Source organism: Ruegeria sp. D1(2025), assembly GCF_056536425.1.
Map to the genome: position 1 here is coordinate 212,348 of NZ_JBQFPO010000002.1, position 22,649 is coordinate 234,996.

17 protein-coding genes are annotated in these 22,649 nt (G+C 58.1%); 12 read left to right on the forward strand and 5 right to left on the reverse strand.

Annotated features, from left to right (window positions below):
* Window positions 1-3 precede the first annotated feature (3 nt).
* Both ACR1XU_RS06765 and ACR1XU_RS06770 read left to right on the forward strand, forming a co-directional pair.
* Entirely contained in the window at window positions 4-345 is a 342-nt protein-coding gene (locus ACR1XU_RS06765) for an Hpt domain-containing protein (RefSeq protein WP_480903902.1), read from the forward strand.
* The gene (locus ACR1XU_RS06770) at window positions 338-1,363 is read left to right on the forward strand and encodes an adenylate/guanylate cyclase domain-containing protein (protein ID WP_480903899.1); all 1,026 of its coding nucleotides are present in this window, start codon (window positions 338-340) and stop codon (window positions 1,361-1,363) included. Before ACR1XU_RS06765 ends, ACR1XU_RS06770 begins: the two co-directional genes overlap by 8 nt.
* A gap of 201 nt (window positions 1,364-1,564) precedes the next feature.
* Here the strand turns inward: ACR1XU_RS06770 and ACR1XU_RS06775 are convergent, their stop codons facing one another.
* Window positions 1,565-2,755 (reverse strand): NADH:flavin oxidoreductase/NADH oxidase family protein, encoded by a 1,191-nt coding sequence (locus tag ACR1XU_RS06775; RefSeq protein ID WP_480903896.1) that lies wholly within the window; start codon window positions 2,753-2,755, stop codon window positions 1,565-1,567.
* A 101-nt stretch (window positions 2,756-2,856) separates the two neighbouring features.
* On the opposite strand from ACR1XU_RS06775, the gene ACR1XU_RS06780 reads away from it, so the two are divergent.
* Entirely contained in the window at window positions 2,857-3,762 is a 906-nt protein-coding gene (locus ACR1XU_RS06780; protein ID WP_170805868.1) for a LysR family transcriptional regulator, read from the forward strand.
* A gap of 240 nt (window positions 3,763-4,002) precedes the next feature.
* On the opposite strand, the gene ACR1XU_RS06785 is transcribed toward ACR1XU_RS06780, so the two are convergent.
* Together ACR1XU_RS06785 and ACR1XU_RS06790 are read right to left on the reverse strand one after the other, a co-directional pair.
* On the reverse strand, window positions 4,003-6,396 hold the full coding sequence (locus ACR1XU_RS06785) for a 1-deoxy-D-xylulose-5-phosphate synthase N-terminal domain-containing protein (protein ID WP_480903892.1): 2,394 nt from the start codon (window positions 6,394-6,396) through the stop codon (window positions 4,003-4,005).
* Window positions 6,397-6,410: 14 nt separating this feature from the next.
* Window positions 6,411-7,610: a methionine gamma-lyase gene (locus ACR1XU_RS06790; protein WP_480903889.1), complete on the reverse strand. Its 1,200-nt coding sequence runs from the start codon at window positions 7,608-7,610 to the stop codon at window positions 6,411-6,413.
* Between the two features lie 116 nt (window positions 7,611-7,726).
* On the opposite strand from ACR1XU_RS06790, the gene ACR1XU_RS06795 reads away from it, so the two are divergent.
* Window positions 7,727-8,182 (forward strand): Lrp/AsnC family transcriptional regulator, encoded by a 456-nt coding sequence (locus ACR1XU_RS06795; RefSeq protein ID WP_170805871.1) that lies wholly within the window; start codon window positions 7,727-7,729, stop codon window positions 8,180-8,182.
* A gap of 359 nt (window positions 8,183-8,541) precedes the next feature.
* Window positions 8,542-9,843: an aspartate aminotransferase family protein gene (locus ACR1XU_RS06800; protein ID WP_480903886.1), complete on the forward strand. Its 1,302-nt coding sequence runs from the start codon at window positions 8,542-8,544 to the stop codon at window positions 9,841-9,843.
* Between the two features lie 19 nt (window positions 9,844-9,862).
* Here the strand turns inward: ACR1XU_RS06800 and ACR1XU_RS06805 are convergent, their stop codons facing one another.
* Window positions 9,863-10,801 carry a GlxA family transcriptional regulator gene (locus ACR1XU_RS06805; protein ID WP_480903884.1) on the reverse strand — a complete coding sequence of 313 codons (939 nt, stop codon included), beginning with the start codon at window positions 10,799-10,801 and terminating at the stop codon, window positions 9,863-9,865.
* 117 nt (window positions 10,802-10,918) lie between these two features.
* Here ACR1XU_RS06805 and ACR1XU_RS06810 point away from each other — a divergent pair, with 117 nt between their 5' ends.
* The 7 genes from ACR1XU_RS06810 (at window position 10,919) to ACR1XU_RS06840 (ending at window position 21,406) form a co-directional block, all read left to right on the forward strand.
* Window positions 10,919-13,387 (forward strand): CoA transferase, encoded by a 2,469-nt coding sequence (locus ACR1XU_RS06810; RefSeq protein ID WP_480903881.1) that lies wholly within the window; start codon window positions 10,919-10,921, stop codon window positions 13,385-13,387.
* A gap of 338 nt (window positions 13,388-13,725) precedes the next feature.
* A complete protein-coding gene (locus ACR1XU_RS06815; protein WP_480903878.1) occupies window positions 13,726-14,169 on the forward strand; it encodes an SRPBCC family protein in 444 nt (147 codons plus the stop codon).
* Entirely contained in the window at window positions 14,162-14,866 is a 705-nt protein-coding gene (locus tag ACR1XU_RS06820; RefSeq protein ID WP_480903875.1) for a maleate cis-trans isomerase family protein, read from the forward strand. The genes ACR1XU_RS06815 and ACR1XU_RS06820 overlap by 8 nt, the downstream gene beginning before the upstream one ends.
* A complete protein-coding gene (locus tag ACR1XU_RS06825) occupies window positions 14,867-17,275 on the forward strand; it encodes a GcvT family protein (protein ID WP_480903872.1) in 2,409 nt (802 codons plus the stop codon).
* 229 nt (window positions 17,276-17,504) lie between these two features.
* Window positions 17,505-19,427 carry a DUF3604 domain-containing protein gene (locus ACR1XU_RS06830; RefSeq protein ID WP_480526103.1) on the forward strand — a complete coding sequence of 641 codons (1,923 nt, stop codon included), beginning with the start codon at window positions 17,505-17,507 and terminating at the stop codon, window positions 19,425-19,427.
* Window positions 19,428-19,589: 162 nt separating this feature from the next.
* Window positions 19,590-20,420, forward strand: a complete 831-nt coding sequence (locus ACR1XU_RS06835; RefSeq protein WP_321250719.1) for a peptidylprolyl isomerase — start codon at window positions 19,590-19,592, stop codon at window positions 20,418-20,420.
* A complete protein-coding gene (locus ACR1XU_RS06840; RefSeq protein WP_321250721.1) occupies window positions 20,417-21,406 on the forward strand; it encodes a HupE/UreJ family protein in 990 nt (329 codons plus the stop codon). Before ACR1XU_RS06835 ends, ACR1XU_RS06840 begins: the two co-directional genes overlap by 4 nt.
* 184 nt (window positions 21,407-21,590) lie before the next feature.
* Here the strand turns inward: ACR1XU_RS06840 and ACR1XU_RS06845 are convergent, their stop codons facing one another.
* Complete coding sequence (locus ACR1XU_RS06845; protein WP_321250723.1) at window positions 21,591-22,442, reverse strand: Hint domain-containing protein; 852 nt, start codon at window positions 22,440-22,442, stop codon at window positions 21,591-21,593.
* Between the last annotated feature and the right edge of the window lie 207 nt (window positions 22,443-22,649).

A 22,649-nucleotide genomic window follows, 5' to 3' on the forward strand; every position in this document is an offset into this window, starting at 1 on the left:
TCCATGACAGATAGCCCAATTGATCATGAAATCTTCATGGAACTCAAAGACGCGACCGGCGAAGACTTTGCTGTCGAGCTTGTGAACACCTTTCTCGACGAAGCCCCCGGAATGATTAGCGAATTGAAAGCAGCTGCGGGTGCGGCCGATGCCGACAGATACCGTCGGGCCGCACATTCCATCAAATCCAATGCAAACACATTTGGTGCAACGGCGCTTGCTGAACTGGCCAGGAAAGTCGAGCTTGGAAAGCCGTCCGTGGCCGGCGATCTTACGGATGCGAACGCGTTGGAGGCGGCCCTTAACTCCGCAGCAGCGGCGCTTCGGAGCTTGATTGATGACTGACGCCCCCGGACATCTGCTCATTGTCGACGACAACAAGGTCAATCGCTTGCTGTTGTCCCGGAATGTCGAGCTTTTGGGTCACCAGGCTTCGGTGGCGGAAAACGGTCGGGTTGCAATGGAGATGCTGTCCAGTCAGCCTTTTGACCTGCTTCTTCTCGATATTGAAATGCCGGAAATGGACGGATTCCAGGTTCTTGAGGCGATCAAGTCGGACACCGACCTGCGCGATCTGCCAGTGATTGTGACCTCATCTGTCGAAGGGCTCGACAATGTGGTGCGCTGCATTGAATTGGGGGCCGAAGACTACTTGCCGAAACCGGTCAACAAGACGCTTCTCAGTGCACGCGTTTCCAGTGGCCTCGAAAAGAAAAGACTGCGGGACGAACAGAAACGTCTGCTTGAACGCTTTGCAACCACCGAAGTAGCCCAGGACCTGCAAGCGTCTGGCTTTGCCATCGGCGGAAAACGTGCCAACGCGTCGGTTTTGTTTTGCGATATCCGCGGCTTCACGACGTTGTCGGAAAACCTCGCGCCGGAGGAAACCATTGATCTGCTCAATACCTTCTACACTTTGATGTTCGAGGCTGTGACCAGCAATGGAGGCATTGTCAGCCTGATGCTGGGAGACGGTTTGATGGCGCTTTTCGGGGTTCCGCAACACCTGCCCAACTCTGCGCAAAGTGCCGTGGCGGCGGGGCATGAGATGCACAACATGATCGAAATGTTAAATCTCGAACGGCGCGCGGAAAGGAAAGATGCCTTGAAGATCGGCATCGGAATCGCAACCGGCGAGGTTGTTGCCGGATATGCCGGCACGGACAACCGGGCGACGTATACTTGCATCGGATCGACCGTAAACCTTGCGGCCCGTCTTGAAGCGGAAACCCAGCGAACCGGTAGCCGGATTTTGATAGATCAGGAAACACTGGGGCTGTTGGAAGGCGCCCATGTGGAAAAGACATTCGGCGGAACGAAGATAAAAGGTTTCTCTGATCCGTTCGACATTCACGCGCTATGACCACCCTTGCAAACCTGCGGCCAATGCTTTTTTTTTGATTGGTTTCAGAGGTGTGATGCCAACATTGTGGACGTTCCCAAAACATCTGTTGGATAGACGGTAGTTTGCGATGTTGGCGCTTTTCGGAATAGATCGGCGTAGAAGCCACGACAGTATCTGCGCCCTCGTCGATTATGCCCGGCGTGTTCGGAGGCAGGGGGGTCAAGCAAACCTCTCGTTCCAAATCCCTACGCGCCGATCGTCGCGGTTTTCATATTCGGCGATAGCCTCGAAAATATCCCTATCCACCGGCCCGTCCCGATCTTCTCCGTAATCCGTCATTCGCATGGTGAACCATGCGGTCATCCCACCCGGCGGCAAAGTGGCGAAGCGAGGGAAGACCGGGTCACTTTCCCCAGCCTGCCAAGTGCTGGGCAAATCAGGGTCCAGGATGAAACCGCGTGCCATGCCGACCGCATCCACATCCCCTGATTTGACTGCCGCGTCTGCTTCCGCGCGATGCTTGAACCCTCCGGTCACCATGAGTGGGGTCTTGGTTAACCGCCGCGCGGCGCGCGCGAAGTCGAGGAAGTAGGGACCTTTGGTTGCCCGTTCGGAACTAGATGGCGCGCCGGGAAAATAGGTTCCTCCGCTGATGTCCAGCAGATCGACGCCTTTGCCGTCCAACCCTGCAACCACCCTGAGCGCGTCTTGTTCCGTCAGTCCGCCGTCAAGCTGGTCAGTGGCGTTCAGTTTGACCGCGACTGTGAAGTCAGACGGCACTGCGGCGCGCACAGCGTCAACGGTTTCGATCAGCAACCGCATCCGCGCTTGGATCGGGCCACCATAGGCATCCGTTCGACGGTTGAAGAGGGGAGAGAGGAACTGGCTCAACAAAAATCCGTGCGCTGCATGGATCTGGACACCGCCAAACCCCAGATCGGCAGAGCGACGGGCTGTGCGGGCAAATTTTTCTGGAATGGTCCTGATCTCGGAAAGCGACATTTCTTCGCTGCTGAAATCAGGGAAATCGATTGCGCTTGGGCCTTTGGGGTAACCGATCGGTCGATGCGCGAGCGCCCCGGCGTGGCCAAGTTGCAGCCAAAGCTGTGCCCCGTTGACCGAGCCACGGCGGGCCAGATCCCGGAAAGCCGCCATATCGGCGGCCTCATCGAGCACGAGATTACCCGGTTTTTCGGGGTAACGCGGATCCCCTTGCACTTCACCGATGATCGACGCCGCCAAACCACCCTCGGCCCAGCGTTCATAGAGACGCATCTGGGCGGCGGTCGGGTTGCCCCGGCCATCCGCCAGCGAATCCGACATGGCCGATTTGACGATCCGGTTCTTCAAAACACGCCCGTTCGGCAGGGTGAACGGGCTAAAAAGGGAGGTGTTCGAAGCGATGGGCAAGGTATTTCTCCTTGGTTTATTGGCCTCCACCATAGATAATTTGGAAAGTTTGCGCCGATAATCCGGTATCTTGGATCAACTTTTAATAGTTTTTGGAATAAATGTCGCAAAAAACGGAACTGGAAATCCTTCTGGCCGTGGTTGACCACGGCAGTTTTTCGGCCGCGGCCCGCGTGTTGGGGTACACCCCGTCTGCGGTGGGCAAACGGGTGCACTTGTTGGAGCAGAGGTTGCGGGTGCCGCTTCTTGTCCGCTCGACCCGGCGCATGGCATTGACGGAGGCCGGACAACGATATGTAGAGGAAGCGAGGGATCTTCTTGCCCGCCTGACAGCCTTGGAAGAGGACATTGCCGATGATGCCGGTAACTTGCGCGGTGTGATCCGTGTGACAAGCTCGGCGGCTCTTGGCCAATTACATGTCGTCCCTCTGGTGATCGAATTCATGGAGCTTAATCCCGAGGTCGAAATCGAGCTGTTGCTGACGGACAAGATCATTGATCTGGTGGGCGACGGCTTCGATCTCGCAATCCGCAGCGGCATCTTGCCGGACTCGTCCCTCGTGTCACGGAAACTGATGGACAATCAGCGGATCCCATGTGCCGCGCCCGGTTATCTTGAGCGGAGCGGAGTTCCACTGGAACCCGAGGACCTGACTGCGCACAGATGCCTGCGCCTCGGGCCGGAAAAATATCTGTCGGATTGGGGCTTCAAACGAACGGGTGGCGGCATGTCGCGGCTCGGGTCGGGGTTTTCCTGCAATAGTCTGGAAGCGCTCCGTTCGGCGTGCTGTGCGGGACGCGGCATAGCGTGGTTGCCGGAGTTTCTGATATCCGACGACTTGCGCACAGGTCGCCTGTGTCCGGTTCTGTCGGATCACGCGGAGCCTAGCGCCGGCGGTGGGGTCTTCGTACTGCGACCGGAAATGCCCTTCCTGCCACGGCGCGTTCGGACCCTGATTGACTTCCTCGTGGATGGTTTCGCGGACAAGGAATTCGGTCACGGATAGCAGGTTGAAAATTTGGCTGGCCTTTTCAAATTGATTTCCGAACAGCAACAGCCCGGTTGCCGTCGGATTGGAGATGGTTTCCGGGATCAAGAAGAAGACCCAGAGGTCCGGTCCGAATTGCAAGGATCGGCGCAAGCTGGTCAAAATCAAACCGGCAATACTTGGATCGCAATTTCGCGCCGGGGTGAGACGTCTTTGACCAAGGGGCCTCACCCTGCAAAACGCTGCGATCAGAGGGTGTTAGTACCTAACAAAGCTGATGCTCGGTTGGTGCATTGGTTTACCATCAGTCAATCCGCTCACCTTTTCGATGATGGCATCGGCGTCAATGCCGTGGTGACGATAGAGGTCGCCGATCGTGCCGGTCTGACCGAAGTGCTCGACACCCATTGGAATCGTCGGATGTCCATGCACGGACCCCAGCCAGGACAGGGTCGCAGGATGCCCGTCGATCACCGTGATCAGTTTGCAGTGACGCGGAAGGTCAGACATCAGGGCTTCGATGTGGGACAGCGCCGCCTTGTTTCCGCGTGACCGTGCCCGTTGGGCGGCGGTCCATCCGGCATTCAACCGATCGGCGGACGTGACGGCCAGAACACCGATGTCCCGGCGGCCTTCACCAATTGCTCCTGCGGCTTTGATCGCCTCTGGCGCAATTGCCCCCTGATAGGCGATTACGACCTCGCAATTGGGTCCAGGTTTGCGTAGCCAATACGCTCCATCGATCGCACCCTGACGGAATTCGTCGTCCACGCGTTTGCCGGGCTGTTCGATCGGGTTGGTCGTCAGGCGCAGGTAGATCGACCCTCCGGTTTCATCACGCAGCCAGGTGCGCTCGTCCGGTTGTCCCTCGCCGTCGCGCTGGATGTAGTCGAAGGCCCATTCCATGATCACCGCCAACTCGTCGGCAAAGGCGGGTTCAAATGCGGCCAGCCCATCCTGGCTCATCCCGATCAGGGGGGTGCCGACGGACTGGTGCGCCCCACCTTCCGGAGCCAGTGTAACCCCCGACGGCGTGCCCACCAGTATGAAGCGCGCGTCCTGGTAGCAGGCATAGTTCAATGCATCGAGTCCGCGGCAGACAAAGGGGTCATAAACCGTTCCAATCGGGATCAGCCGCTTTCCAAACAGGGAATGCGAAAGACCCGCCGCGCCCAGCAACAGCATCAGGTTCATTTCAGCGATCCCGAGCTCGATATGCTGCCCTTCCGGCGTGAACTCCCATTTTGCCGTCGAGGGGATACGATGTTCGACAAAGGCGTCGGTCTGTTCGGAACGTGCGAAAAGCTTGCGACGGTTCACCCACGGCCCAAGATTGGTGGTGCCGGTTACGTCAGGCGACGTTGTCACAATGCGTTCGGCCAGTTGGCTATCGCCCTTGGACAAGGCGTCCAGAATCTTGCCGAAAGCCATCTGGGTTGAAATCTCGCGGCTGATGTCGATCCCTATTGGTGGCACATCCAGCTTGTCATCCAGATAGCGCCGCGGACCTTTGGCAAAGAATGGCACTTTGGACAGGAAGTCTTTCAGGGCTTCAGGGTCCTCGACTGCAGCGAGCGGATTCCATTCCTCACCCTCAAGCACGCCCATATGGGCCTGCCACGCGGCAAACTGACTGTTGTTCATCAACCCGCCGTGGTTGTCCTTGTGACCGGCAATGGGCGTGCCCCAGCCCTTTACCGTATAGGCTAGAAAGCAAGTCGGTCGATCATGTTCGATCGCGGCAAATGTCCGGGACATGGTCTCGACGCAGTTGCCGCCGAGGTTTTCCATCAAGGCCGCCAGTTCCGCGTCCGTGCGCCGTTCGATAAGCGCCGTAACGTCTCCCTGATCACCCAGATCATCCATCAGGCGCTGGCGCCACACCGCACCTCCCATGAACGTCAGGGCCGAATAGTCCTGATTGGGGCAGGCGTCGATCCAGTTCCGCAACCGGTCCCCTCCGGGCTCTTCGAATGCAGCGCGTTGCAGGACGCCGTATTTCACGCGAACGACATCCCAGCCAAAAGCATCAAAGATCTTCTCGATCCGCTCGAACAGCCCTTCGCGTACGATCCCATCCAGTGACTGGCGATTGTAGTCGATGATCCACCAGGTGTTGCGCAGGTCGTTCTTCCACCCTTCCTGCAACGCCTCGTAGATGTTGCCTTCGTCCAGCTCGGCATCGCCGACCAGTGCAACCATGCGACCCAACGGGGCGTCTGCGCCCCAACTTTTGGCCTTGATGTAATCCTGAATGATCGAGGCAAACGAGGTGATCGCTACACCCAGACCCACTGACCCGGTCGAGAAGTCTACGTCATCGATATCCTTGGTTCGGCTGGGGTAGCTCTGAACGCCGCCAAATCCGCGGAAGTTTTCCATTTTCTCGCGGGTCTGGTTGCCCATGAGGTACTGCATCGCGTGAAAGACCGGCGACGCGTGGGGTTTGACGGCGACCCTGTCCTCCGGCCGCAGGGCCGAGAAATAGAGCGCCGTCATGATCGATACCATCGAGGCGGACGAGGCCTGATGGCCACCGATCTTGATCCCATCCACCTTTGGTCGGACATGGTTGGCATGGTGGATCATCCAATGCGACAACCACAGCAGGCGTTGTTCAACGATTTTCAACTGGGTGGGATCAATGTGCATGGCGGTCTCCGGGTTCAGGCGGCGCTGCGGGCAGGGTAGGGCAAAGCCTGCTCCAGGTCTGCAAGGATGTCTTCGACGTCTTCAAGCCCGACTGACAGGCGGATCAGGCCATCGCTGATTCCATGCTCGGCCCGCTCTTCCGGGGTGTATGTCGAATGGGTCATCGAGGCCGGGTGCTGGATCAGGGTTTCCGCATCACCCAGCGAGACTGCGCGCTGGATCATGGTCAGTCGGTTCATGAATTCGATCCCGCCGGACAGGCCGGATTTGATTTCAAACGCAATCATGGCTCCGGGCTGCGACATCTGGCGCTGCGCAACATCATGTTGGGCAAAACTCTTGAGACCAGGGAAAGATACGTTACCGACAGCGGGGTGGGCCTCGAGATATTCAGCGACAACTTCAGCCGATGCGCAGTGACGGTCCATCCGCAAATTCAGGGTTTTCAGCCCTCGCAGGATCAGCATCGCATTGAAGGGTGCCATCACCGCGCCGGTCATGTCCTTCATCCCGACCAGGCGGATCTCGGCAATCTGTTCCGCCGTGCCCACAACCAGGCCAGCAACCACGTCTCCGTGCCCGCCAAGGTATTTGGTGGCGGAATGCAGAACGATGTCGGCACCGTGTTCAATCGGTCGGGTCAGATATGGGCTGGCATAAGTGTTGTCGACCACGACCTTTGCGCCGACCGTGTGTGCGATCTTTGAATGGGCGGCAATATCCACAAGCCGCATATTCGGGTTTGCCGGCGTTTCGAAATAGACCACACGCGTTTTGTCCGACACAGCGGCACGCAGGTTTTCAGGGTCCGTCATATCGACATGCGTGATCGTGACGCCCCATTTCGCCAACCCGTGGCGCATGAACGCAAAGGTGCAGCCATAGAGTGTCTTGTCGACGATAACTTCGTCGCCTGGCGACAGCAGGGTCCAAAGCACTGCGGTAATGGCACCCATGCCGCTGGAAAGGGCCAGCCCGGCCTCAGCCCCTTCGAGCACCGCAATCCGGCGTTCCAGAAGATCGCATGTGGGGTTCGAAATACGGCTGTAGATATGGCCTTCGCGTTCACCCGCGAACATCTCGCCGCCGGCCTCGGCCGTTTCGAAGGAAAATGTCGAGGTCAAATGCAACGGCGGGGTCAGCGCGCCGTCATTCTCCAACGGGTTGTAAGCATGGTGGATGGCGCGGGTAGCAAAGCCGGTTGAACGGGTCATGACAAACTCCTGATTCCAGTTGAAGTCAGTTTGCGCCTTTACTTTGGGTGAAGGGTTGCGAATTATACCAACATTGAGATCAAAATTGGCAGGATCTGCCAATCGTGGGAAGGAAAATGGACGCCAAGGACAGACAGATCATCCGTGCCCTCCAACGGGATGGGCGCATGACCAATCAGGATCTTGCGGATGCGGTCAGCCTCTCTCCGTCGCCCTGCCTGCGCCGGGTCAAGAACCTTGAGGCCAGTGGGATCATCAAGGGATACAGCGCCGATGTGGACGCCGCCGCATACGGGATGGCCATTACCGTCTTTGTGCGTATCCGGCTGGAGCGGCACAACGAAACGGATGTCCAGAATTTTGAAGGTCGGATTCGGATGATCGAGGAAGTTCTCGAATGCCACGTGCTGACCGGTGCCATGGACTATCAGTTGCGCGTTCTTGTTTCGGATCTCGAGGCTTACGAAGACTTTATCCGCAATCGCATACACCCGATTGGCGGTATCGCCTCCATCGATACCAGCTTTGTCTATGGAACTGTAAAGAAGACAGCCGTTTTCCCATCCACCTGATCGGCAACGCTCTGTCCGTTTCGCGCCCACGTAGATGCGCGCGCCTCACATCGGGCTGTGGCCAAGAGCTTTGTAAGCCAAGCCTGCCTGGTCCGTTCTGCAGCACCGGAAGGCCGGAGAACCCGTTACCGAAAAGTCGTCTTGCCCGATTGTTTCCTTGTCGCCAGAGTGGCTGAAAAGCAGGAGGGTGGCGTGGCTGGTCACATATGCGATGCGATCGTTGGTGCGGGCGCAGTCGATTGTTCGACATCGCGGCATCTGGCTGAGGCCGCGCGAGCCGACGCTGCTGGAAAGAAACGTGCTGGCTGCCGGGTCCACTCGGCGCGGCGGGCAAATTTGGTGAAGGGCAAGAAGGACAGATGACCAAATCCAGCGACCTGTTTCAGCAAGCCCGTCAAACGATGCCCGGGGGCATCTCGCACCGCTATCGCTGGCGCTTGCCGAACCCGATCTATATCACCCGTGCGCTGGGCGCGCATAAGTGGGACGCTGACGGCAATCGATATATCGATTTCAAGATGGGTGCGGCCAGCCAGATGATGGGCCATTGCCACCCCGAAATTGTCAAAGCCCTGCAGGCGCAAGCGGAGCAAGCGATCTTTGCGGCTGACTGCAACCCGATCGAGGTCGACTGGTCACGCAAGATCTGCGATCTGATTCCGTCAGTAGAGCGGGTCCGCTTCACCGCGTCCGGAACCGAGGCAACGATGCTGGCCCTGCGCATCGCCCGCGCCTTCACTGGCCGTGACAAGATCCTTCGCGTGGACGGGCACTACCATGGCTGGCATGATCACGTTCTGAAGGGGTCAAAACCGGGATCGGATGTGCCACCATCACTGGGCGTTCCCGCAGCCGTCGCAGCGCTGACCGACATCTGCCCGCCTGATGCGGACATGTTGAACAGGATGCTCGCCACCAAGGACTATGCTGCGGTGATTGTCGAAGCCTCGGGCGCCAATTACGGTGCAGTGCCGATGGCGCAGGCGGTTCTGGGAGCCGCCAAATCCGCCGCTCATCGAAATGGCGGCCTGCTGATCCTGGACGAGATCATCACTGGCTTCCGCTGGTCCCCAGGTGGGCGTCAGGCGCTGGCCGGAACCACGCCCGACCTGACGACCATGGCCAAGATCGTCACCGGCGGTATGCCGGGAGGTGCCGTCGGCGGCACGGCCGAGGTCATGGCGATGCTCGACCCGTCCGTCACGACCCGGGGACATACCCCGGCTGTGCTGCACCAGGGAACCTTCAACGGAGCGCCCATCGTGGCCGCAACCGGATCGGTGATGATGGACCTTTTGGCGGATGGTTCGGCCCAGGCCCATGCGGACAGGATCGCGGCGGATATTCGGAGTGGCGTGAACGCGCTGTTCTCCAAACACGGAATCGAAGGGCTGTGCTATGGCGAAAGCTCGACGTTCCACCTTTGGTTCGGGCCGCACGAAGGGTCGATGGACGGGATACCCGCCGCGACCATTCGCGGACCCGCACCCAAGCTGGTCGCGGGGCTACAGGATGCTCTGAACCGCAACGGCGTTGACCTGATGTCCGCGATGAGCGCCGTGACATCGGCCGCGCATAGTGACGATGATGTCACGGACACCCTGAATGCGTTCGACCGCGCACTGGAAGAGATCAAGCCGGTTCTCAACGAGACGCAGTAGCGTCACCGTACCGGGCAGATCACCACATTTGCTTGTGCTTGCGCGTCGATCCGATGCTGACGCCGAACTGCCGCGAAAACGCCTTGGACAAAGACTGTGCGGAGGAATAGCCACAGCGCATCGCAACCTCTTCCAGAACAAGGTTCGTGTGTGCAACCAGGTCGCGGGCGCGCGACAGGCGCATCAACTGGTAATAGCGTTGGGGCGGCATCCCAAGCTCTTTGACAAAGATGCGCGAGATGGACCGAACCGAAAGGTTGGCCCGCCGCGCGAGGTCCACGATTTGCATCGGAGCCTCGACATTTTCTGCCATTATGGAAATGCAGCGCCGCAGGTTTTCCGACCCTTTGGGTTGCATGGCGCTGTGGCCAAGCCCATCGAACCGCGCACCGTCATGCAGGAACATGCTGGCCGCATCATGCGCCAGCGCGTCACCGTATCGTTCCGAAATCAGGGCGATCATCAAATCCATGGCCGTCGACGCACCGCCGCAGGTCCAGACCGAACCGTCGCGGACAAATCTGTCCGGCAGGGTCTCGACATTTGGAAACGCCTCCGAAAACTCAGTCAGTGTTTGCCAGTGCAGGGTTGCCCGACGCCCGTCCAGCAATCCCCAGGAAGCAAGAAACCACGCTCCGGTGTCCGCCCCGATGACCGTCTCCGCCTGTCTGGTCAGCGCGACGCATTTTCTGCTGGCCGGCTTCGAGGCGTTCTGCCTGAACTCGTCTCCGCCGACCACCATCAACAGATCGCAGGCGCCCGCGTCAACCAAGGTGACGTCCGGCGAAAGACGCAGACCACTGGAGCTGCGAACTGCATCGTCGTCAGGTGTCACAATAGACCAGTGGATGTCGGCGCCGGTCTGATCCCGAACAACGCGCAGCGGCTCCAACAGGCAGGCCAGCAGCATGTTGGAAAATTTATCAAACAGCAGGACGTTGATTTTGAGTGCCAGCATTTCGTCCGATTTGGGATGTTTTTTGGCAAATTAGGACAACGCCCGCTGAAAATTCAAGACTACGCTTTCCCCAATTTGCAGTCGAACCAACCACAACGGCAAAAGGGCCTGACCACCATGCGCGACCGACCGCTTTCGAACATTCGGGTTCTTGATTTCGGCCAATATCTGGCCGGGCCGCTGGTCGGGATGATGTTGGCCGATATGGGGGCGGATGTGATCCGCATCGATCCTCCGGGCGGGCCGCGCCTGAAATCACCTTCATCGGATATGCTTTCGCGTGGAAAATCCAACCTGGAATTGGACGTGAAATCACCAGGCGGTCTTCAGACAGCCCTGCAACTTGTTCAGCGCGCCGATGTTATCATCGACAATTTCCGGCCGGGTGTGATGAAACGTCTTGGTCTGGGACCGGACGCCCTGCGGCAGGCAAATCCCGCCATTGTTTCACTATCGATGCCCGGCTTTGCCTCGACCGATCCGGAACTGGCCGATATTGCAGCGTGGGAGGCAGTGATCGCCGCGCGCACAGGGCAGTTCACGGATATGGGCCTGAACCGCCGGCTTATGGGGATCAACCCATCCTTCACTCCGCTGGGGCTGGCTTCGGCCTACGGGGCAACGTTTGGCGCCATGTCGGTGCTGTTTGCACTTCGCGCGCGGGGCAGAAATGGCGGGGATCATATCGAGGTTCCGCTGGCCTCGGCCCTCCTGGAGGGGCTGGTCTACAATTGCCAGCAAATCGAGGATTATCCGGACCGCTACAAGTCCCCGCGAGAAGTTGAACTGGAACGGCGCGCGGCAGAAGGTCTGCCGCTGAATCTGGAGTTTTCGGAATTGTCGGAATTCCTCGACCCGTTCTACCGGACCTACCCCTGCGCAGATGGCCGGGGTTTTTATGTTGTGGCATGCAGCATCAAGGGTCATCCTGAACGCGCGCTTCAGACGCTTGGGCTTGGCGATATGGTTGAAAGCCTGCCAGATTTCGACGCCTATCTGGATCAGAAAGACTGGCCCGCGGAATGGTCTACACGCAACTATCCGGTCGGCGTTTCGGACCGCGCCCGCGTATCCACCGCGGTGAAAGAGGCCTTTCTGACCCGTCCGGCCCACGAGTGGGAGGCGCTGTTCGGGGCATCGAAAGCACCGGCAACGGCCCAGCGATCCTCACAGGAATGGCTGAATGATCCGCACGCGCTGGCTTCGGGCCTTGTGCTGGAAGTCGAACATCCCGTGCACGGCAGGATGCGCCAGATGGGCAATGTCGCGTGGCTGGCAGAAGATGCCGAGGCTCCGGTCAAGCACGCGGCCAAACCTGCCGACCTTGCCGCGCTTCTGTCCGAAGCGCCCCGGGCCTCGGCGGTCTTTGATACCGCCGGACAGGGCTGGCTGGACGGGCTGAAGGTTCTGGACCTGACCAACGTCATCGCCGGCCCCACCATCGGCTCGACCCTTGCACGGTTCGGAGCCGAAGTCACTCTGGTACAACCGGTCGACCCGTCGGTAGACCCCTGGAATGCCGTTGTCTTTGGCATGCACGCGCATCGCGGCAAGAAGAGCATCCTTTTGAACCTGCGCAGCGACGAAGGGCAAGAGGCACTGGCGCGCCTGATCGCTGAATCCGACGTCATCACCATGAACGGCACCGATGCGCAGCGCGATACGCTGGGGTTGTCGCCGGACCGGTTAAAAAGCATCAATCCGAAGCTGATCCTGGTTCAGCTGGACGCATTTGGCGGGCCGAAGATCGGGCCGAAGTCCAACCACCTTGGCTATGACGATCTGGCCCAGGCGGCCACCGGTGTCATGGTGCGTTTCGGCGGCGGCATGGAAACGCCGGAAGAGCACGCGCATTTTGGCACGATCGACGTTTTGACCGGGTACTGTGCCTGCGTGGCGCTTGGTGGGGCGCTGATGCGGCTGGACCAGACAGGAGAGGGCGGCATTGCGCGCGCCTCGCTGGCGGCTGCGGGCAACCTGATTCAGGCCCAGTTCATGTATGATTATGACGGGCGGGCGTCGTTTGACGAACCTTCGGGGCGTCAGGCGCTGGGCTGGGGGCCGTTCTATCATTGCTATAAAGCGGCGGACGGCTGGATATTCTTCGCCGCCCCAACCGAGCGAGAGAAGGCTTTGGCGAATATCCCCGAACTTGCCGACCTGGCCAATCTATCGGAGTGTGAAGTGCAGGCCGACCTGGCATCGCGCTTCCGCGAACGTCCCGTGGCCTTTTGGAAAGCAGCATTCGCCGCTTCGTCCAGCGCCGTTGTTCCATTAGGGTCGCTGCACGAAACCCGCGATGCCGCCCTGCAACCGGAAAGCGGTGGAGAGGTTGATCTGTCACAGGCGACATTCCGTGTGATCCGCCACGACCGGCATCCGATGGGCCGCTGGACCGATCTGGTGGCGCCAAATGCGGTGCGCCCGGAAAAGGGCCGTATCACAGTGCCTTCGCACATGCCAAAATATGGGGCCCACACGCGCGAAATCCTGGCGCGGATCGGGTTGGCCGAAGATGCAGTTGATCACATGATCAAGACCGGGGCAGCGGCAATGCAGTGGTCCGACAAATACCTTCCCGAATAAGGGCAGAGAGTCCCGAGAGGTCGGACTGACCTCGGGCAAGCGGAGTGGGCTATTGGGTCATCTAACGGACATCGGTCCGATGCGCGCTCGACGCAGCGCTTTCGGACCAGCAACCTGTCGACCAAGGTAAGTGTCACATGATCGTGGTGCGAAAGCGTAAGGCCCATGAGTGTCCAGTTCCACGACTGTCGTCGTTGACTCGCAGACCGCCCGAGCGTGGACGATTGGCGCGAAGTTGGTGCACAATCAATATGGGATCGCGCGCTCACATCCCCGTTGAACGACACAAGGGAAATTCACGCGATTTACCACTCGCTTGGGTCACTGAAAGGGAAAAGATGCACGTTTTTCGCAGTATGATCATAGATGCAAATATCGACCGGGTCTGGCGGGCCGTCCGAAACTTTGACGGGTTAGCAGCCTGGAACCCCGGAGTAGATAAGGCCACATTGGAAAATGGAGCGCCGACCGCGACCGGGTCAATTCGCAGCCTGCAAATTCGCGACGGGACGGTGTTTCGCGAGACCCTGCTTGCGCATTCCGACATCGACCACTTCTATACCTACGACATTCTCGACAGTCCGCTTCCCGTCCAAGGATACGTGTCGACTCATCGATTTGTCCCGATATCACATACCGATCAGACCCTGGGCATTTGGGAAAGCCGATTTAACTGTGCGCCTGATGTCGCAAACGAGATGGACAGTATCGTGGGTGACGCAATCTACATTGGTGGCATGGAAGGTTTGAACCGATATCTCAGGGAGAACCAGCATGACTGACACGCTCGCGCCCCGCGCCATTGTCGGTGTGATGACCCCGGCGATGAATACCGTCGTGCAGCCGGAGCTGGAGCTTTTGCGACCGAACGGTGTGACCAACCAGATTCAGCGCTTTCGCCTTGGTGGGGACACTGTGTCGGATGATCTGCCTGACGAAGCGGCCAAGCTGATGGATTGTAACCCCGGGGTAATTGCCGTGGGGCTGACAACGGATGCAGGGGCGGGCGGGCCGGACAAGCTGGCGGCCCGGTGCTCGGAAGTCTCTGACCAGGTGGGCGTGCGTTTGCTGGGCGCTTCGCAGGCCAACTACGCGGCGCTTCGCGCACTTGGGGCGGTGCGGGTCGGAGTTGTCACCCCGTTCAGCGCAGAGGTGGATGCGGTTGTAAAAGCCAATACCGAGGCCGCCGGATTTGAGGTTGCCGCGATCAAAGGAACGGCGGCGCCGACACTCCCCGAGATTTGCGAAACACCGCTTGACGATATTCGCGCCGTCTTCTCTCAGGTGGCTGCATCGGACTGCGATGTCATCCTTCAGGTCGGTACCGCGTTGCCCGTGGTCTCACTGATCGCCGAATTGGAAGCGCGCTATAAAAAACCAATCGTTGCATGCAATGCGGCCGTGTATTGGCAAGCGCTTCGCGCCATCGGCATCAAGGATGCGATACCGGGCTACGGCACATTGCTGGAGAAACACTGAATGCAGGACCACGTGCAGGTCGCCGTCATCGGTGGCGGCGCCGTAGGGACGGCTATCCTTTACCATCTTGCCAAGGCGGGCATTGCCGATGCGCTGCTGCTCGAGAAAAATGAGCTGACGGCTGGCTCGACCTGGCATGCGGCAGGCAACATTCCCACTTACGCCAACTCGTGGCTGGGGATGCGCGCGGGCAACTACGCCTGGCGTCTTTACAAGGAACTTGCAACCCACCCGGATGCACCGATTACTTACCGCCACACCAAGGCAATCTGGCCCGCACACACGCCAGAGCGGATGCAGCTGTTTCAGCATTTGTGTGGCGTGTCGCGATCCGCGGGGTTCGAGCTTTCGATGCTGGAACCGTCGGACATTGAGAAGATGCACCCTTACTGGAAGGCGGGGAATGACGTTCTGGGCGGCATTCTGGACCCCTATGAAGGTGATATCGATCCCAGCCAGTTGACGCAGGCCTTGGCCAAACACGCGCGGGACATGGGAGCCGAGGTGCGCCGCTATACCAAAGTCAACGGCCTCAGACAGCGCAGCAGCGGAGACTGGGAGGTCGAAACATCGGCTGGCAGCCTGATTGCGGAAACCGTAATCAATGCGGCGGGGTCTAGCGGCGCGCAGATCGCCGCGCTTGCCGGAATGAACCTGCCTGTCGTGACCCTGGAACACCAATACATGGTTACGAGCGCCTTGCCTGAGCTGGACGCGGACAGTGATCTTTTCCCGCTGATCCGGGACCCGGATCTAAGGTTCTACCTGCGCCGGGAACGGAACGCGTTCCTGCTGGGGTCTTACGCGCATGAAGGTCGACCGGTCTGGATGGATGGTGTTCCCGGGGATTTTGACCATCAGCTTTTTGCCGACGATGTCGACGGGATGATGGCGGTGTTCGAGGCTGCATGCAGCCATGTCCCGCTGCTGGAACAAGCCGGGGCACAACGTTTCGTGAATGGCCCCATTCCTTATGCGCCGGATGCTCTGCCGCTTGTCGGCCCGGCAAGTGGCGTACGAAATTTCTTCCACGCGACAGGTATTCAGATCGGAATCACGCATTCAGCCGCGATTGGCAAGGCAATGGCCGAATGGTTGACCGCAGGCGAAACCGAATGGGATCTGAGCGCTTGGGATCCGCGACGCTTTGGCGACTGGGCATGCGGGGATTATGCGGCGCGCCGGGCGTCGGAGCATTACGATCTGCAATATGCGATCCCTTACCCCCACCGCATTCTGACCTCAGGGCGACCCGTCAGGCAGTCTCCGCTTTACGACCATCTGGTTTCACAGGGCGCGGTCATGGGGCAGATCGGCGGTTGGGAACGTGCCTTCTGGTTTAATCCGGCACCTGGTTCAGAGGCTCATGATCTAAGCTTTGGCGAAGAAGCATGGAATGAGCCGGTCCGCAAGGAATGCGAGGCCGTTCGGGATGCGGTCGGTATCATGGATCATGGCGGCTTTACCAAATTCACGCTCGAAGGTCCGGATGCGGCCGCGGTTTTGAACAGGGTCTTCTGTAGTTCCCTGCCGGACGTTGGACGGGTGCGCCTGTCTTACATGCTGACACCAAACGGAAAGATCTGGTCTGAGGCAACGATCGCCCGGCTAGCCGATGACCGCTTTCTAATTTGCGGTCCGACACTTGCCTTGGACCGTGACTACGACTGGATCGCGGGACAGATAGGCGACGCCGATGCCACGCTCACCCGGCAGTACGAACGGGATGGCGCACTTCTGGTCATGGGGCCGAAATCCCGCGCGCTTCTTGAGCCTTTGACAGACGGCGACCTGACCCGGCCCTGGATGAGCGTTACCGAGACGACGATCGCCGACGTACCAGTCACCGCCCTCAGGGTGAGTTACGTGGGTGAATTGGGTTGGGAGCTTCATGTCCCTTCCGAGCATCTGACAACGCTTTATCAGGCCATTTGGGAGGCCGGGCAAAACCACGGTATTCGAAATTTCGGCTCCTACGCGCTGAACGCAATGCGGGTTGAAAAGGGATATCACGGCTGGGCTGCTGATTTTGGCGCGGAATACACACTCTTTGACGCGGGGCTGGCGAGTTTTGCCAACCTGAACAAGGGGCCGTTCACAGGGCGCGAGGCTGTCATACAGCAAAAGCGCGAGGTGCCAGCCTGGCAATTCATCGGACTTGAAATTACGGATCCTGGCCCAGATCCGTTGCCGTCTGATCCCATTATCCTGGGCGACCGAGTAATCGGTTACCTCACATCCGTGTCGATGGGGTTCCGAAGCGGTCGTCTTATCGCGCTGGGTTATGTGGAAACGGGAACTCTGGACATTGGCCAAAGCTGCCACGTTCAAGCCTTTGGTGCACTTCGATCTGCCGTTCGTCACAACCACCACGTCTATGACCCAGAGAACAAGCGGTTGCGCGCCTGAGTTCCGCAAGCACTGGTTCCTAGTCACGAGCATGGGCGAAAACCGTAAAACGTTCGCAGGTGGAAACTTCGAATTGGAAACGGATCGATTCCCTTTCAAGCACCACGAAAACCGTGGTCCGGAAAATTCCTCACGGAAATCGACACGCTGTGATATAAACAAAATCGAATATTAAGGGGCTGCGAAAAGTTCCTCCATTCTGTTGGAATAGTTGATTTGGGAGGTCACTATGTTTCGGATATCCGCGTGTTTTTTCTCATTGGTGTTTGCGCCGACAATTGCACTTTCTGACGCCGTGCCAAGCAAAGAAGCGGCCGAAGACTTGTTCTCGGACCGACCGTTTTCTCCATATGCCAACCGGACTTTTCCCGAACGCCCGCTTTGGGGGGACACGCACCTTCACACGGGGCTTTCCTTGGATGCGGGCGCCTTCGGGAACACCCTGCTGCCGGACGACGCATGGCGTTTCGCAAAGGGTGAGCAGGTCATTTCGTCCACCGGTCAACCTGTCCGGCTGGCCCGGCCGTTGGATTGGATGGTTCTGACGGATCACACGGACCTGATGGGATTTGCCCCGGATCTGCAAGCAGGCAAGCCCGGTGTTCTTGCCGATCCAAAAGGTCTGGAATGGTACGAGGGCTACAAAGCCGGCGGTGAAGAGGCCGGGAAAACGGCGTTCGACATTATTACCAACTTCTCGCAAATGACGTTGCCGGAAGTTCTTCTCGAGTCCTACAGCCCGGGTGCCGACGCTTTCGCGTTCACCTGGGAGAATATTGTTCTGGCGGCCGAGCGACATAACGACCCCGGCGACTTTACCGCTTTCATCGGGTTCGAGTGGACCTCGGTACCGAAGGGTTTCAACTTGCATCGAAACGTCATGCTGCGCGACGGGCCGATCAGAGCGCTTCAGATGGTGCCCCCGGTGACGCAGCCGCCTTACGGCGATACGGATCCGAAGGCGCTATATGCGTGGCTTGAAGAATATCAGGAAAAAACCGGGGGGCGCGCAGTTGCCTTTGCCCATAACGGCAACCTGTCAAACGGGTGGATGTTCCCGACCGAAGATACATATCACGGCGGCAAGGTCGATGAGGAATACGTGGCGGCCCGTGCGAAATGGGAGCCCCATTACGAAGTCACGCAGATCAAGGGTGACGGCGAAGCGCATCCGTTCCTGAGCCCGGATGACGAATTTGCAGACTACGAAAACTGGGATGTAGGCAATCTGGATATCACCGAGCTGAAGACCGATGACATGCTGGCCGGTGAATACGCCCGAGAAGCACTGAAGCGCGGTCTGTTGCTGGAAGAAAAGTTCGGCGTTAACCCCTATAAGTTCGGTATGGGCGGCGCGACGGACAGCCATACGTCTCTGGCCACTGCCGAAGAAGACAACTTCTTTGGAAAATCTGTCAGTGTTGAACCTTCGGCCACGCGGATCAAACATCCTTTCATTGCCAATGATCTGGGTGAAATTCCCGGCGACCTTCTGGTCGCTTCCGGCTACACGGCCGTTTGGGCGACCGAAAACACACGCGCTGCGATCTTTGACGCGTTCAAGCGGCGCGAGACTTATGCAACAACCGGTCCCCGGATAGGACTGCGGTTCTTTGGCGGATGGGATTTCAATGACGCGGACGTAGAAACCCGTTTCCTTGCAGATGTCGGTTATACCAAAGGGGTCCCTATGGGTTCGGACCTGCGCCCCCGCGAAGGAGATGGTGCGCCCGCATTCCTGATCGCTGCGCTGCGCGACCCGGTTGGTGCCAATCTGGACCGCGTGCAAGTGGTAAAGGGATGGCTCGATTCCGACGGAGCCTTGCAGGAAAAGGTCTACGATGTGGCGTGGTCGGGTGATCGTGTTGCTGATGAAAACGGCAAGGTTCCCGCGGTTGGAAACACCGTGGATGTAGACACCGCAAGCTGGACCAACACAATCGGAACCGCCGAACTGGTTACGGTTTGGTCTGATCCTGATTTCGATCCGAATGCACGGGCCTTTTACTACGTGCGCGCCATCGAAATCCCTACACCACGCTGGGTGCTGTACGACAAGCTGAGGTTCGGTGCCGAATTGCCGGAAGACGCGGTTCTGACGCATCAGGAGCGCGCGTATTCCTCTCCGATCTGGTACACGCCGGAAGAGTGATCCAATTTGGGGACGGAATTGGAAGCCGGGGCAGGTACCTCTGCCCCGGTGCTGTCATCAACTTTCTGAAACACACAGGGTGTTCGTTTCTTGCAAAACCCAACCGGGTGATGCCAGCATCGATACATAGAACCGGATCGTGTTTTTCTTGCAGGAGCCTTCATGCGATTGTTGAAAGAACCTCTGTTCCATTTCTTCTTGATTGGAGCGGCGATTTTCGTTTGGTTCCATTTGGTTGCGCCGGAAGCCGAGGCTGTTGAAGACATTGATACGATAGCAATCGACGAAAACGATGTTGCGCTGCTGTCAGCTCAGTTTGAAGCAAGGTGGAAACGCAGACCAAGCGACGCTGAGTTGCAAGCCTTGGTCGATGCATCCATTCGCGAAGAGGTGCTGGTCAGAGAAGCGAGAAAGCTTGGCCTTGATCGCGGCGATACCGTCATCAGGTCCCGGCTGAGCCAAAAGATGGATTTTCTGTCTGAAGCGATCGCCACATCAGTTGTTCCGGATGACGAAGAACTAGAGGCTTTTCTGCAGGAGAACTCTGAACGCTACGCAACATCTGCCAAAGTGGCCTTCACTCAATTTTTTTTGGGTGAAAAGCCAAGCGAAGCAGAAATCGAGCAGGCTCTGACCGCGCTGCGGGCCGAGCGGGAGCCTGATGGCCTTGGAGGTTCGACATTGCTGCCCGCTTCAATGCCCATGACCGCGACAAAAGTCATCGACTCGGTGTTTGGAAATGGGTTCTCCGAAGGTCTGACAACGCTGGATGTGGGTGAATGGACCGGACCGATCCGGTCGGGATATGGGGTGCATCTGGTCAAGGTTGTCGCCATCGAACCCAGCCAACTGCCGCCGTTGGCAGAAATCCACGGTGTGGTACTGCGGGATTGGCGTCGCGCTGCGAGCGAAGATCTGGCGCAGGCGCAATATGAGGCTCTTGCCCGAAACTATGAAATCGTAGCTCCCTATCTTGCAGGCCCGGCCAAATGAGAGCGGTTGTCTGTCTTGTTTTTGCTCTGCTGCTTGCCTTGTCGGCAGGTAAGGCTACTGCACATGCGCTTGATCCGGGTTATCTGGAAATTCGCCAAATCGCTTCAGACACGTGGAGCGTTCATTGGCGAAAGCCGGATGTGAACGGTCGACCGATGGCGATTGATGCGGTCCTACCGGATGGCTGCGCCCCGGCGCGGGGCCCGGACCCGGTTTCAGACGGCAGAGCCTGGGTATCTTCATGGGTTGTCGAGTGCGGGGCAGGTATAGCTGGCCAACCCATTGCGATAGAGGGGCTAGAGACTCAAAAGAACGACGTCTTAGTGCGATTGCACCCTCTGCAAGCCGAGCCGACGACCCTTCGTTTCACTCCTGATGCCGCCATCCAGAAAATACCTACCGAACAGACGACGTGGTCAGTCTTTTCCGCATATTTCCTGTTGGGGTTTGAACACATACTGGAAGGTTGGGATCACCTGCTGTTTGTCTTCGCGCTGTTCATTCTGGTTCGTGACCCATGGAGGCTGGTTGGCGCTGTAACGGCTTTTACACTTGCGCACTCCATAACTCTGGCGCTTGCAACTTTCGGTGTCCTGAATGTTCCCGGTCCACCGGTCGAGGCTGTAATCGCGCTTTCCATCGTTTTCCTCGCCATGGAGATTGTGAAGGGCGGCGAAGGTCGGTTCCGGCTGTCAAAACAGAAACCCTGGATCGTATGTTTCGGATTTGGGCTTTTGCACGGCCTTGGCTTTGCGGGAGCATTGGCCGAGATCGGACTGCCCTCAAGCGATATTCCGGCCGCGTTGCTTGCCTTCAATGTCGGCGTCGAGGCAGGCCAGCTCAGTTTCATTGGCGCTTTGGCTCTTCTCATAGCGGCGGGGCGATTCATAGCGGTTCCGATTGGTCAAACGGCGACAACTGTTACCGCTTATGGCATCGGCTCAGTGTCGATGTATTGGCTTATCGAACGCGTAAGTGGCTTCTGAATATGTTGGCTGCGGTGTGTGGGCAGGTTATCACGCGCGTTGCATCCATCTTTGGAAGCTGGGCCTGATTTGAGCTCATCGTAGTCCTTCATTCAGTCGCAGCGAAAACTGCTTCGCCAACAATACGAAGTCAGCAGGTCCAAGGGTAGAGCAAAGCCAGTCTTTCCTGCTAGCGCAAAATGGATCAGGCAAACATCACCATTGCTTCGCGACGAGAAACCATGGGCTTTGCTGCTCTGACAGTTCTTAACTCGCAGAACAAATCCGGAAACAGGAGTTTGATTTCATCGGTTTCAGTGCGCCCAAGCTGGTCACCAAGAAACAGACTTTCCGATGGAACTCCATTTGCGAAGACCACCTCGTGTGTTTCCAGCAACAGATGGTAGTAGGTGAACGTCGAACGGGAGTAATCGAAACTGACGCCCGGAAATCCAATAAGCGCCTTGGCGGGCATCAGGACCTCTCGCTCACCAAAAAGAAGTTCCGCTTTGTAGCCAGATACCAGCAATCTGTGTTGCTGGGAAATCACCAGGGGCCGGTCGTTCCCAAGGACGCCTGTGTCTATTCTCAAAGGTTGCAATGACGGATTGCGAAGCAGCATGGAGGGCATGACCTGTCGGCCGCCGATCCAAAGAATTGGCATGTGTCCGCCTGATGCCGTTGTAACCAATTCTCCCGCTTGCAGGTGTTCAACCAGGACTTCGCCTTGTGGTGTCTGGATCAACGTGCCGCCAACAAAGCAGGGAGGATTGCTGGGATCGAGGTCCCCTTCCGTAATTTTCCAGTTGCCCGTCTGCATCGGGCCGGTGGGATTCGTGGTGTTATAGGCATAGACCTGTCCGCCAACTCTGATGAATTCGCCGGACTCACCGGTGCCGCGATAGTTGCCCTGACCGAGATACGTGTAGGCTTGGAACGTCTGCCCACCGTCGAAAGAAATGGTCGAGCCGCTGATTATCGCAGGCATCGTGGTGTTTTGAACAATCAGATCACCTTGGCCTGTCTCATTGACAGTATGCGCCAATATATCAAACACCGCCGACTTCCCCCGTTCACGCCGTTCAATGCTATATTAGGGCATTATATTCACTTATAGTGATTTTTTGAAAAGTATTGTTTGCACAATACGGGTTCGACACGTCTGTCCATCGGTTCTTTGATCGTTTTCTGTGCGGACCAAGCCGTGATCAGCCACGATGCGGCAGGGGGCGGACGAAAACGGCCACTGCGAGGGCAGGATAAG

Coding starts and splice junctions, on each gene's coding strand:
- ACR1XU_RS06765 (WP_480903902.1), top strand. CDS start 4: ATGACAGATAGCCCAATTGATCATGAAATCTTCATGGAACTCAAAGAC.
- ACR1XU_RS06770 (WP_480903899.1), top strand. CDS start 338: ATGACTGACGCCCCCGGACATCTGCTCATTGTCGACGACAACAAGGTC.
- ACR1XU_RS06780 (WP_170805868.1), top strand. CDS start 2,857: ATGTCGCAAAAAACGGAACTGGAAATCCTTCTGGCCGTGGTTGACCAC.
- ACR1XU_RS06785 (WP_480903892.1), bottom strand. CDS start 6,396: ATGCACATTGATCCCACCCAGTTGAAAATCGTTGAACAACGCCTGCTG.
- ACR1XU_RS06790 (WP_480903889.1), bottom strand. CDS start 7,610: ATGACCCGTTCAACCGGCTTTGCTACCCGCGCCATCCACCATGCTTAC.
- ACR1XU_RS06795 (WP_170805871.1), top strand. CDS start 7,727: ATGGACGCCAAGGACAGACAGATCATCCGTGCCCTCCAACGGGATGGG.
- ACR1XU_RS06800 (WP_480903886.1), top strand. CDS start 8,542: ATGACCAAATCCAGCGACCTGTTTCAGCAAGCCCGTCAAACGATGCCC.
- ACR1XU_RS06805 (WP_480903884.1), bottom strand. CDS start 10,801: ATGCTGGCACTCAAAATCAACGTCCTGCTGTTTGATAAATTTTCCAAC.
- ACR1XU_RS06810 (WP_480903881.1), top strand. CDS start 10,919: ATGCGCGACCGACCGCTTTCGAACATTCGGGTTCTTGATTTCGGCCAA.
- ACR1XU_RS06815 (WP_480903878.1), top strand. CDS start 13,726: ATGCACGTTTTTCGCAGTATGATCATAGATGCAAATATCGACCGGGTC.
- ACR1XU_RS06820 (WP_480903875.1), top strand. CDS start 14,162: ATGACTGACACGCTCGCGCCCCGCGCCATTGTCGGTGTGATGACCCCG.
- ACR1XU_RS06825 (WP_480903872.1), top strand. CDS start 14,867: ATGCAGGACCACGTGCAGGTCGCCGTCATCGGTGGCGGCGCCGTAGGG.
- ACR1XU_RS06830 (WP_480526103.1), top strand. CDS start 17,505: ATGTTTCGGATATCCGCGTGTTTTTTCTCATTGGTGTTTGCGCCGACA.
- ACR1XU_RS06835 (WP_321250719.1), top strand. CDS start 19,590: ATGCGATTGTTGAAAGAACCTCTGTTCCATTTCTTCTTGATTGGAGCG.
- ACR1XU_RS06840 (WP_321250721.1), top strand. CDS start 20,417: ATGAGAGCGGTTGTCTGTCTTGTTTTTGCTCTGCTGCTTGCCTTGTCG.